General features: G+C 43.9%; 11 protein-coding genes. All 11 read left to right on the forward strand.

The window, feature by feature from the left end:
- Nucleotides 1-1169 (forward strand): oxaloacetate-decarboxylating malate dehydrogenase (gene maeA, locus QZL64_RS09665; protein WP_296309524.1); only part of this gene is annotated, 1169 nt, incomplete at its 5' end.
- Between the two features lie 191 nt (nucleotides 1170-1360).
- Nucleotides 1361-3541 carry a replication restart helicase PriA gene (gene priA / locus QZL64_RS09670; RefSeq protein WP_021841793.1) on the forward strand — a complete coding sequence of 727 codons (2181 nt, stop codon included), beginning with the start codon at nucleotides 1361-1363 and terminating at the stop codon, nucleotides 3539-3541.
- An 11-nt stretch (nucleotides 3542-3552) separates the two neighbouring features.
- Nucleotides 3553-4077 carry a peptide deformylase gene (def, locus tag QZL64_RS09675; protein ID WP_021841794.1) on the forward strand — a complete coding sequence of 175 codons (525 nt, stop codon included), beginning with the start codon at nucleotides 3553-3555 and terminating at the stop codon, nucleotides 4075-4077.
- Between the two features lie 9 nt (nucleotides 4078-4086).
- Entirely contained in the window at nucleotides 4087-5052 is a 966-nt protein-coding gene (gene fmt, locus QZL64_RS09680; protein WP_021841795.1) for a methionyl-tRNA formyltransferase, read from the forward strand.
- Complete coding sequence (locus QZL64_RS09685) at nucleotides 5045-5827, forward strand: DUF116 domain-containing protein (RefSeq protein ID WP_021841796.1); 783 nt, start codon at nucleotides 5045-5047, stop codon at nucleotides 5825-5827. The genes fmt and QZL64_RS09685 overlap by 8 nt, the downstream gene beginning before the upstream one ends.
- Nucleotides 5820-7169, forward strand: a complete 1350-nt coding sequence (gene rsmB, locus QZL64_RS09690) for a 16S rRNA (cytosine(967)-C(5))-methyltransferase RsmB (RefSeq protein ID WP_021841797.1) — start codon at nucleotides 5820-5822, stop codon at nucleotides 7167-7169. Before QZL64_RS09685 ends, rsmB begins: the two co-directional genes overlap by 8 nt.
- Before the next feature lie 182 nt (nucleotides 7170-7351).
- A complete protein-coding gene (rlmN, locus tag QZL64_RS09695; protein WP_021841798.1) occupies nucleotides 7352-8392 on the forward strand; it encodes a 23S rRNA (adenine(2503)-C(2))-methyltransferase RlmN in 1041 nt (346 codons plus the stop codon).
- A gap of 26 nt (nucleotides 8393-8418) precedes the next feature.
- Complete coding sequence (locus tag QZL64_RS09700; protein ID WP_021841799.1) at nucleotides 8419-9120, forward strand: Stp1/IreP family PP2C-type Ser/Thr phosphatase; 702 nt, start codon at nucleotides 8419-8421, stop codon at nucleotides 9118-9120.
- A 15-nt stretch (nucleotides 9121-9135) separates the two neighbouring features.
- The gene (gene pknB / locus QZL64_RS09705; RefSeq protein ID WP_021841800.1) at nucleotides 9136-11067 is read left to right on the forward strand and encodes a Stk1 family PASTA domain-containing Ser/Thr kinase; all 1932 of its coding nucleotides are present in this window, start codon (nucleotides 9136-9138) and stop codon (nucleotides 11065-11067) included.
- A gap of 7 nt (nucleotides 11068-11074) precedes the next feature.
- Nucleotides 11075-11935, forward strand: coding sequence for a ribosome small subunit-dependent GTPase A (rsgA, locus tag QZL64_RS09710; protein WP_021841801.1), 861 nt, complete (start codon nucleotides 11075-11077; stop codon nucleotides 11933-11935).
- A gap of 4 nt (nucleotides 11936-11939) precedes the next feature.
- Nucleotides 11940-12587 carry a ribulose-phosphate 3-epimerase gene (gene rpe / locus QZL64_RS09715; protein ID WP_021841802.1) on the forward strand — a complete coding sequence of 216 codons (648 nt, stop codon included), beginning with the start codon at nucleotides 11940-11942 and terminating at the stop codon, nucleotides 12585-12587.
- The last annotated feature ends 157 nt before the right edge of the window (nucleotides 12588-12744 follow it).

Below are 12744 nucleotides of genomic sequence, written 5' to 3' on the forward strand. Positions count from 1 at the left end.
CGGCCGCCGGTTTGGACCCACAGCGTGTATTGCCGGTTGTGCTCGATGTGGGGACTAATCGTCAAGAACTATTGGATGATCCGTTATATTTGGGTAATAAACATAAACGTGTGAGCGGTGAACCGTACTATAAATTTGTAGATCAATTCGTTCAGACTGTTGAAAAATTATTTCCTAATTTATATCTCCATTTCGAAGACTTCGGTCGCGACAATGCAGCTAATATTTTAAATGCCTATAAAGATAAATATCCTGTTTTCAACGATGATATTGAAGGAACCGGTATTATTTCTTTAGCCGGTATTTTAGGTGGTTTAAAAATCTCCGGCGAAGAATTAAAAGATCAAGTGTACATGTGCTTCGGTGCCGGTACGGCCGGTTGCGGTATTGCTAATCGTGTTTTACAAGAATATGTGGACCAAGGCGTACCACGTAAAGAGGCTATCAAGAAATTCTACTTGGTAGATAAACAGGGCCTTTTATTCGACGATATGGATGATTTAACACCGGAACAAAAACCGTTTGCCCGTAAACGCAGTGAATTGGAAGCTAATGACTATGTTAAAGCTTCTTTAGGCGGCGATACGAAGAAATTAACGACCCTTGAAGACTGTGTGAAAGCCATTCATCCGACAATTTTGGTAGGCACTTCCACTAAAAGCGGTGCCTTTACGGAAGCTGTTGTAAAAGAAATGGCGGCTCATACGGCACTTCCTATTATCTTCCCATTGAGTAATCCTACTGAACTGGCGGAAGCAACGGCGGAACAGCTTATTACTTGGACTGATGGTAAAGCCTTGGTAGCAACGGGTATTCCGGCTAAACCGGTTTCGTATAATGGTGTTACGTATGACATCGGTCAGGCCAATAATGCGTTGATTTATCCGGGCCTTGGTCTCGGGGCGATTGCGGCCGGAGCTAAACTTTTGACAGACCAAATGATTTCCAAAGCAGCTCATTCCTTAGGCGGTATCATTGATGTGACGAAACCTGGGGCAGCTACGATTCCACCGGTATCAAAACTTACAGAATTTTCTGAAACGATTGCCATTGCTGTAGCTAATGAGGCTGTAGCTCAGAACGTGGCAACAATTTCCAAAGAAGAAGTGCCGAGTGCAGTAAAGTCCGTTAAATGGGTTCCTGAATATAAGGATTTGACGAAAGAATAATTAAATAATTGCCTGAAAAAGGCAAAGTAAATTCCCTCCGCGAGCAACTTTTTCGTTAACGAAGTTCGGGGAGGGAATTTTTTAGAGTCCACACTCAAAATACGCATTATTTGTATGCGAATCGCCATGTCTATTGTTTAAAAATATCGAAAAAAATGGTATAATAAAAAATATTGCAAAGGAGGGATAGCATGCGTGTAGCAGAGGTTATTATCAATCGACCGGCTAAAAAAATGAATAGTCCGTTCAGTTATGCCGTGCCGGAACATTTAGGCACGATTATGCCGGGCACACGTGTAGCTGTCCCTTTGGGGCGTACTCGTGAAGAAGGAATTCTTATTGGCTATCGTGAGCTGGAAGAAGTACCGTCGTATCAAATTAAACCTATCCAAGCAGTATTGGATAAGGAACCATGGTTTACGCCTGAAATGCTGGCTACGGCAAAGCGCTTAAGTGAGTATTATCTTTGTGCGTTGTCCGAAGCTCTCAGTTTATTTACAATCGATAAAAAGCAATTAAAAAGCTATGAACGGCCAAAGGAACAATGGTTACTGGTTGAACCTTGGTTTAAGCCGGAACATATTCCGCCGAAGCGAAAACGTCAAAGGGAACTTGGTTTTTATTTACAGGAATTGGGTACCGCATCAGTTCATAGTCTGCAAAAAGACGGATTTACTTTACCCGTTATAAAACAGGTTATGACCTATGAAGGCATTACCGTAGAAGAACGATACAGTAAGACAAAAACGAAGTTTGATGCCCGTCAAGCCAAGGATTTGCCATTAACGGACGAACAATTACGATGCTATGAGCCCATTCAAAAAGCTGTGCTAGCAAGTGAAGCTGGTACATTCTTGCTTCATGGCGTAACGGGCAGCGGTAAAACGCAGATTTATATGAAGGCTGCTAAGGATTGTTTGACTAAAGATAAAATTGCCATCGTGTTAGTGCCGGAAATTATGCTGACCAATCAGATTGTAAAGCGTTTCGTGGATACTTTCGGTGACGAAGTAGTTGTTTTTCACAGTAAACTTACTATCAGTGAACGGTATAATAACTGGGAGCGCTTACGACGTAAGGACAGCCATATTATTATCGGTGCCAGGTCCGCTGTGTTTGCTCCCACTGATGATATCGGTTTAATCATCGTGGATGAAGAACATGATACGTCGTACAAGCAGGAAGACATGGTACGTTACCATGCACGCATGGTAGCCCGTTGGCGTGCCGAAGCTAATAGTTGTCCCCTCATTTTGGGGTCCGCTACGCCATCGATTGAATCGTACTACTTGGCAAAACAGGGACAATATACCTTACTGGAATTGAAACATCGAATTTTTCATCAGCCCTTGCCTAAAGTACAGATTATTGACATGAAGGAAGAAATGGTTTACGGGAATTATTCTGTTTTTTCCAGTGCTATGAGTCATTTAATTCGCCAGACCTTGACCAATAAAGAGCAAATGATTATTCTTTTAAATCGTCGCGGTTTTAGTACTTTTGTCATGTGTCGCGATTGTGGTGAACCCATCAAATGTCCTCACTGCGATATTGCCATGGTGTACCATCGTGAAGGTGAAGAATTGCGTTGTCATTACTGTGAACATCATGAACCGGTACCTACGGTTTGTCCTCATTGCGGCAGTCATAAGATAAAATTCTTCGGCTCCGGCACACAGAAGGTGGAAGAGGAATTGCAGCGCAATTTCCGCGATGCCCGTATAGCGCGGCTCGATCAGGATGTGACAGCCAAAAAAGGCAATGGGGAACAAATTCTAAACGACTTTGGTGAAGGCCGTTATGATATTTTGCTGGGTACGCAAATGGTGGCCAAAGGGCATGACTTTAAAGGGGTAACCGCAGTAGGTGTTTTAACGGCCGATTCGGTACTGAATATTCCTTTATACAGCGCATCGGAACGGACGTTTGACTTACTTACGCAGGTGGCGGGACGAGCCGGGCGCAGTACCGGTAAAGGTCAAGTTGTAATTCAGACCTATAATCCTTTACATTATGCTATAATAAAGAGTAAGGCTCATGATTATGTGGGTTTTTACGAAGAAGAAATAAAAGCGCGTGAACTACTGGGGTATCCGCCATTAGGTTCTATGATGCATTTTCGTATTCAACATAAAGAGGAAGCGAAAGCCATGGACATAGCGGAGCGTATAGTAGCGGCATTGGAACCGTTTGCCGTACCGGGGGAACTGGATGTGATGGGTCCCTATCAGGAAGGCATTAAAAAGGTGCGCGATTTATATCGCGTAGCGATTATGGTGCGGGGTAATCATTTAGAGAAAATAAAAGAATATATATATACATCGTGGATTTTTACACAAGAGGGACTGCAAATTGACGTGGATCCCGTTTAATAGGAGGCAATATGGTATTAGAAATTATTAAAGCAGGTCATCCTGTCTTGAAACAGGTAGCAGAACCTGTAGATTTTGTAAATAAAAAAATGCGCCAGCTTTTAGACGATATGGCGGAAACTATGCGTGTGTCCGACGGTGTCGGTTTGGCGGCACCACAGGTTAATGTGTCGAAACGTATTATCGTAGTTGATGACGGTACGGGCTTGCAGGAATTCATCAATCCTGTAATCGTTAAAGGCGATGGGGAACAGATTGGCCTTGAAGGTTGCTTAAGTGTGCCCGGTTATTTTGGTGACGTAAAGCGCTATCAAGACATTGAAGTTCATTATATCGACCGTCATAACAAGAAGAAAAAATTGAAAGCGGAAGGTTTCTTAGCGCGTATTATTCAGCATGAAATCGACCATTTGGACGGTATTTTATTTATTGAAAAAGTAGAAGCTGCATATCGTGTAAAAGATGAAGCGGCTGAGGTTATGGAGGAAGCGGCAGCGGATGCAAAAAAATCCGCCGGTGAAGCAGTAGAGGTTTAGGAGGTTTTCATGAATTCATTACGAGTTGTATTTATGGGGACACCGGACTTTGCCGTACCTACTTTGCAGGCTTTAATTGATGGTCCTAATGAAGTAGTAGGCGTTTTTTGCCAACCGGATAAACAAAAGGGACGCGGTAAAAAAGTTCAAATGCCACCTGTTAAAGAGTGTGCGCTAGCAGCCGACGTAGCGGTTTATCAGCCTAATACTTTACGTGATGAAGCGGCACAAAACCTATTGGAGTCATTGGCGCCTGATATTATCGTCGTAGTGGCATATGGTAAAATTTTACCGCCATGGCTCATTCGTTTGCCAAAATTCGGTTGTATCAATGTGCATGCGTCTTTGTTACCTAAATATCGCGGAGCGGCACCGATTCATTGGGCCATTTTAAACGGTGATACCGAAACGGGTGTGACCATTATGCAAATGGATGACGGACTCGATACGGGCGATATTTTGGATGTTGTGAAAACCGACATTAAAGACGGGGAAACGACGGGCGAATTATTTGATCGTTTGGCCGTTATGGGCGGTGAAGTCATTAATGATATCTTAAGGAAAGCACAGGCCGGTGAATTACAGCCGGTGAAACAAGATGACGCTAAAGCCACTCATACTACGAAAATTACCAAAGAGATGGGTGCTATTGATTGGGAAAAGAGCGCTATTTCTTTGGCAAATCAGGTGCGGGGCTTGAATCCGGCACCGGGATGTTTTACCTTTTTAGACGGCAAGCGTTTAAAAGTATGGCAAGCTGAAGCGCTGACAATGGATGATATGAAACAGCATAATTTATCGGCCGGTCAAAAAGCCGGTACTATTTTGGCAGTGAACGAACAAGATTTTGTAGTAGCTGCCGGTGAGGGAGCAGTGAGAGTGTTGGAAGTTCAGCCGGATAATAAGAAACGCATGTCGGCTGGCGATTTTTGTCGTGGTCACCAAGTAAAGGCAGGACTCATTTTCAATGCGTAATCAAGAACAGCAGGATCACCCCGTTTTGGGGCGTTATCCTTTATATTTTAAATTAACCTTCGCCGTGTTTGCCGGCATTACCCTTGTTTGGGCGGCCTTGGCATATTTGCTGTGGCCCGGCTTACATCGCTTAGGTTTACCTATTGCCTATGGGGTGGAAACACTCCTTGCCATATTCCCGCTATTATGTTGGATAATGTGGGGCAGTATGCTTTTAGCTTCAACGAATCACTGGCGGATTCATCCTATATGGCTCCGCATCAGCAATCGCTGGCTCTATGCATTTTTCCCTTTGGTCCTCCTGGCCGGTAAAGTGGTGGGAGCCTCCAAGGATAAGGTGAGCCAGTCTTTGATTGATTTGATTAATCATTTGGTTGAGTTAAATTTGTACAAAGTACCGGCGGATCGCTTGCTTTTGTTAACACCTCATTGTTTGCAAAAAAGCGACTGTGTTCATAAAGTAACGACTGATGTACATAACTGTAAGCGTTGCGGTCGGTGTCAGGTCGGCACCTTACTGGATATTGCCGATACTTACGGTTGTAAGTTCGTGGTTGTAACCGGTGGTACCTTGGCGCGTTTGATGATTAAAAATATTCGGCCGAAAGCTATTGTTGCCATCGCCTGTGAACGGGATTTGGTAAGTGGCATGAATGATGTATTTCCGATTCCCGTAGTAGGCGTTCTGAATGAACGACCTTGCGGACCTTGCTGTAATACGCGGGTTGATACGGATCGAATTAAAGAAGTGGTGGAGAAATTAATCAATGGATAAAGGAACAGCACAAGTTAATATACGCCGTTTGGCGGTGCAAGCTTTATTGCAGATTAATCGCGACGGCGCCTATGCTAATATCGTACTTCAGCAGATGCTGGGCGATAATAAATTAAGTGATGTAGACCGTCGTTTTTTCACGGAACTCGTCTACGGCGTCGTACGACGTCGCAATTATTTAGATGCCATTATTATGGCACTCGCTAAACGTCCGTTACGCAAATTATCCTCGATTGTAGTGGAAATTTTGCGCTTAGGGCTCTATCAGCTTATTTACATGGATAAAGTACCGGACAGTGCCGCCGTCAATGAAAGTGTTAAAATGGCCAAAAAAATGGCTCGCGGCCTCGATGGTTTTGTGAACGGCGTGCTTCGTAATTTCATTCGCAATCGCGATAGCTACAGCATTGACGAACTTGCCAAAAATGATATAGAGCGCATGGCTTTCATTTACAATCAGCCAACCTGGTTATTGGAACATTGGCTCAAGACGTATGGCGAAGAAGAAACTATAGGGCTTTGTACTTGGTTTAACGAACGACCGAAGTTGACGGCCCGCATCAATACTTTGAAAGGCTCTGTGGCTGACGGTATGGCGGCTTTTGAAAAAGCCGGTTGGCAGGCAGAACCTACCGGAAAATTGCCGGAAGCGGTCCATATTACACGTCATACCGGTTCACTGGAAAGTGCGCCCCTTGTAAAAGACGGCTTAATTACGTTTACCGATGAAGCGTCTATGGCGGTAGCTTATGTGGTAGATCCGCAGCCGGGTGAAAAAGTTCTCGATTGTTGTGCGGCACCGGGCGGTAAAACCATGCATTTAGCGGCGCGTATGGCCAATCAAGGTCATATTACGGCGGATGATATTCATGAGCATAAATTAGGGCTTATGGAGACTAATGCGAAACGGTTAGGAGTAACAATTGCTGATTTTAACTTGCAAGATGCTACCCAAATGCCGGAAACGTGGTACAATCAGTTTGACAGGGTACTGGTAGATGCACCCTGCTCGGGACTTGGTATTTTGCAACGTAAACTTGACATGCGTTGGCACAAAACACCGGAGTCCTTGACGGAACTTCCTAAATTGCAAAAGCAGATTATTGCCGAGGCCGCCAAAACGGTAAAACCGGGCGGTGTCCTCGTGTATTCTACTTGTACGATTAACAAGGGGGAAAACGAAGCGGTAGTGGAGAATTTCCTGAAAACGCATACTGATTTTACGTTAGAAGATGCGTCTTCGTTCTTGCCTTTTGAGGCTGAGGGACCGATGGTTACCTTGTGGCCGCATCGTGATGAAATGGACGGATTCTTTATTGCACGACTTCGTAAAGCTTTATAAAAATTTTACGTGAAATTTATAGTTTTTAAAGGAATTTAGTGGCTAAATAGCCAATATATATTAGATACGGATATTTTGATTTGTATCTGAATACCGCTATTGACTTCTATCCATCCTGTAAATTATTAACATATGATTTTCAAAGTATTTGATTATGATTTTCATAGAATAAGGATATAACTATGATAGAACTATTGGGTAAGAACCTAACCGAATTGCAGGCTGTTATAACAGAGGCAAAATTTCCTCGTTTCAGAGCCAAGCAAATAATGGATTACATATATAAACGCTACGTATTCGACTTTGCGGACATGCAACAATTGCCGGGCGAGTTACGAGCGTGGCTTAGTGAGAATTGTGCTATCTCCGTGCCGAAAATCGTAACGGAGAAGACAACACCTGACGGCCAAACTAAGAAGCTCTTGCTTGAACTGGCAGACGGTAATCGTGTGGAAACGGTATTGATGAAACAGCAGTACGGTAATTCCGTGTGTGTATCTTCACAAGTGGGTTGCGCCATGGGTTGCGTTTTCTGTGCGTCTACTACCGACGGTTTGTATCGCAATTTGGAAACTCACGAAATTGTGGCGCAAGTCTTATTGTTTGGTGCCCTTTTAAAAGAACGGATTCATTCCATCGTTGTGATGGGCGCCGGTGAACCGCTTCAAAATTATACGAATACAATCAATGCACTTCGCCTTTTGCATGAAAAAGAAGCGTTTGATATCGGCTATCGTCGCATGACATTATCGACATGCGGCGTAGTAGAAAATATTTATCTCTTAGCCGATGAAGGTATTCCGATTACATTGGCATTGAGCCTTCACGCCCCGAATGATAAGATTCGACGTGAAATCATGCCGATTGGCGCACACTATAATTTAGCAGATGTGTTGGCGGCGGTTAAGACGTATTATGAAAAAACGGATCGCCGTGTAACCTTTGAATATATTTTAATTGACGGCATTAACTCATCTATTGAGAATGCTCACGAATTGGGAGCTTTGGTAAAATCCTTCCCAAATTGTAATGTCAATTTAATTCCGGTTAACGGAAATGAACATATTAAATTGTTTAAACCTTCGCGCCGTCAAACGGAAGCTTTTAGAAATATTGTGGCTTCCTACGGAGTATCCGTAACGGTTCGCAAAGAAATGGGCGATGCTATTCAAGCTGCTTGCGGTCAGTTGAAAATTCAACAGGCCAACAAAGAAAGCGAGTAATCTGCATCACAGGTAAAGGAGGCCCTATGAAGAGTATAGGCATGAGTAAAATCGGTTTGGTGCGTCAACGCAACGAAGACCGCTTTTACATTGGAGAATCCTTTTGTATTGTCACTGACGGTATGGGTGGCTACAAAGGCGGTGAAATTGCCAGCACTATGGTAGTTGACACACTGGCTTGCGATATACAGAATTGGCAGGAAGTTTCGGTTGAGACATTGCGTCAGTCCGTAGCTAAAGCCAATACAGCTGTATATGAAAGAGTTAAAGCAACACCGTCCTTGGAGGGCATGGGCACAACTGCGGTTGTTGCTTATGTTAAGGATAGCGATTTATATTGGGCCAATGTAGGGGATAGCCGTCTATATGTATTTCATGAGGACCGACTTATTCAAATCAGTACAGATCACTCCATGGTTCAGGCACTCTATGAAGCAGGTGAATTAAAGGCAGATGATATGTTGCAACATCCGCAACGCAATGTGCTGACCCGGGCGGTTGGTGTGTCGCCTGTTGTAGAAATTGACGCAGGCGTACAAAAAGTAGCGCCCGGCGATAGAATACTTTTATGCTCTGACGGTCTCACCGGTTATATTGAACAAGCCGTAATTGAAGCGGCCTTTCGGAATGAACCGAAAGATGAACGCTTGATTGAAGATTTAATGGACTTGGTATATGATCAAGGGGCTCGCGATAATGTAACCATAGTTATTGGTACTATAGGCTAAGAACGAGGTGAGAACATGAAAGAGAAGGCAACTAAATTACAAGGTTTAATCCTTGATAATCGCTATAAAATAATATCTAAAATCGGCGTTGGCGGCATGGCTGATGTTTTCAAAGGCGAAGACACGCTATTAGGCCGTCCCGTGGCTGTAAAAATATTACATTCAAACTTTGCCGGCGATGATGATTTCGTAGCCCGTTTTAAGCGCGAAGCACAAGCAGCCGGTAAATTAAGTCATCCCAATATCGTAAGCATGTATGATGTTGGTTTTGACCAAGGCTATCACTATATAGTGATGGAATACATTGAAGGGGAAACCTTAAAAGAATATATTACCCGTCATGAACGCATATCTATTGATAATGCGGTAAAATTTACCATTGCTATCGCCGAAGGACTCGAACACGCTCATGCTATGGGGATTGTGCATTGTGATATAAAACCTCATAATGTGCTGATTACTAAGCAGGGGCGCATTAAGGTAACCGACTTCGGCATTGCTCGCGCCATGAATGCCGGTACTACCATGATGTATACGAACTCTATTATGGGGTCTGCTCATTATTTATCGCCGGAACAAGCCAGCGGTAAACCGGTTAACGGCAGTACTGATATTTATTCTTTGGGCGCTGTGCTTTATGAAATGTTAACCGGCCGCGTTCCTTATGAAGGGGAAACGCCAATCAGCGTGGCTTTGAAGCATGTACGGGAACGTTTAATCCCGCCGACTCGTTATAATCCGAGTATTCCGACTTTATTGGAAGCGGCGGTCATTAAGGCTTTAGCGAAACGACCGGAAGACCGGTTTAGCAATATTACGGAAATGATAGCCGCGTTACGTATGTCGCAAGGCTTTGTGAACAGTAACAGCGGCCGACGGGCGCCTCATGATTTTGGCACTCAGGTGTTGACACCGGTACCGGAAACATCCTATGGTGAAACCGATGATGACGATGAAGTTTATTATGGCGGTGAACCGACGCAAGAAGGTTGGATGGCTAAACTGAGCCGCTTGCCGCAGAAATATATTTTATTGGGTGCGTTTATCGTTTTCTTATTAGCCTTCGTGTGGGCCTTCTTAAGCTTCGGTAACTTCTGGAGCAATGCCACTGTAGATGTGCCGAATGTGGTAGGCAAACAAGTAACGGTAGCTAAACATATTCTGGAAGATAATCATTTGCGTGTTTCGGTAAGTGAAGTATCTAATCCGGATGTACCGGCAGGTCAGGTTATTTCACAGAGTCCGGAAGCGAATGAACAGGTTAAGGAACAACGTACGGTTCATCTCGTTGTAAGTAAGGGCGTCGGCGATATTACGATGCCTGATATTACGGGTATGACAATCGATCAGGCTCGTTCGCGACTCAAGAACTTAGGCCTCGTGATCGGTAAGATTTCCGCAGGTACTGATGACAGTAAAGAAGATGGTGTTATTTTGATGCAATCACCTCCGGGAGATTCCAAAGTAACTAAAGGCGCTACCGTAGACGTAACGGTAAACCGTGTGAAGAGTAAGAAAGTAGAATTACCTAATTTAGTAGGTATGACAGTTAAAGATGCCAAAGACGCATTAGCTTCTTTAGGCCTTAATGCAACAATTAGCGGTGCCGGTGATGACACCGCGGTAATTACGCAGCAAAGTCCGGAAGCGGGAAGCTCGCTGGATGCCAATACATCCGTTGCGTTGACGGCGGAAGCTAAAAAAGCGGCACCGGCTGCTAATACTTCAAACAGTAATGTCACGAAAGGTACGGTAGATATTACGGTACCGTCCGGTAAAGCTAATCAAGCCGTTCGCATTGTGGTTAGTGATGACAGTGGTTCCCGTACCGTATTTGACGGCAATGCACAACCGGGCGAACGCATTGTTAAAGATGTATCCGGCACGGGCCGCGTACAGATTCAAGTATATTTGAACGGTGCTTTAGTACAAGATCAAACATTATAGGAGGACTATGAATACAGGCATTGTAATAAAAAATATGAATGGTTATTTTTACGTGCAAGATGAGCATGGCGAGGTTCACGAATGTAAAGTGCGCGGCCGTCTGAAACAGGGCCGCTACTCCCTCTTGGTAGGGGATCGTGTCAGTTTTGACCCGGCCGGTACGATTGAAGCCATTGTACCGCGCCACAATCAACTGAAGCGGCCTCATGTAGCTAATCTTGATCAGGTTATTTTGGTAGTAGCGGCTCATGAGCCGGATATTAACGAATTATTGCTTAATAAATTAATCATTATGATTGAACATGCCGATATTCCTTTAGTACTTTGTATTAATAAATGTGATCTTCGTGATGAAAATACCTTAGCACTGGCCGAGTTATATCGCCGCATCGGGTATACGGTGATTGAAACCTCTACCCGAACCGGTGAAGGCCTTGATACTTTGCGAGAACAACTTCATCACAAAGTAAGTGCTTTTGCCGGACCATCCGGTGTAGGTAAAAGCAGTCTCTTAAATGCTATTGAACCGTCGTTTGCTTTTCAAACCGGTGAAGTAAGTGATAAAATAAAGAGAGGTCGTCATACAACTCGTCACGCATCGCTGTACAGTTTGGATGAAGACTCCTTTATTATGGATACACCGGGATTTAGTGCTATCGATTTCAGTGAGATTTCAGAGGAACGCTTGCCGTCGCTTTATCCTGAATTTTTAGCGGCTGAATCAGGTTGTAAGTTCAGTCCCTGCTATCATGAGCATGAGCCTGTATGTGGCGTCAAAGACGCTGTTGCAGACGGTCGGATAGGGGCGGGGCGTTATGAATCGTACTTAGTCATTCGCGATGAAATTCGCAGTCAAAGGAAATGGTGAAATTATGGTAAAGATTGCCCCTTCTATGTTATCCGCAGATTTTGCGCGTTTACAGGAAGAAATTAAAAGCGTTGAAACAAGTGGCGCTGATTTATTGCATATCGATATTATGGACGGTCATTTTGTGCCGAATCTTACCTTTGGTGCACCGGTAATTAAGGCATTGCGTGCCCATACAAAGTTACCGTTTGATGTTCATTTGATGGTGACCAATCCTGCCGATTATGTGAAAACATTTGCCGATATCGGTACGGAGTATTTTACATTCCATGCGGAAGCGACACCGCATATGCATCGCTTAGTACAGGAAATTAAAGCTCATGGCATGAAAGCCGGGATTTCTTTGAATCCTTCTACACCGGTATCAATGCTGGAAGATATAGCGTCCGATTTGGACATGATATTAATTATGAGCGTTAACCCAGGTTTTGGTGGGCAGTCTTTTATTCCTCATGCGGTTCGTAAGATCCAGAAGGCAAAAAAATTACTTGCTTATTATGAAAATACCAAAGCTGTTGTTGAAGTTGACGGCGGCGTTAATTTAGAAACGGCACCACTCGTGCGTGAAGCGGGCGCTGATATTTTAGTGGCCGGTTCGGCTGTATTCGGTGCAAACGATCGTAGTGAAATGATTCGTTCTTTGCGAGGTTAATAGTGAAGCTCCTGCTTGTCAGGAGCTTTTTCTTTGAAGTTAAACCGCAGTCAAAGTTGAACGATTGCAGCTTCAGTAAACTATTGCTGCTACAACGAACTATTGTAATTACGGCGAATTTAATGGCATTCTAGCTAAACAATGTGTTACGAAGGTT

This window comes from Veillonella sp. CAG:933, assembly GCF_000431435.1.
Classification (GTDB): domain Bacteria; phylum Bacillota; class Negativicutes; order Veillonellales; family Veillonellaceae; genus Veillonella_A.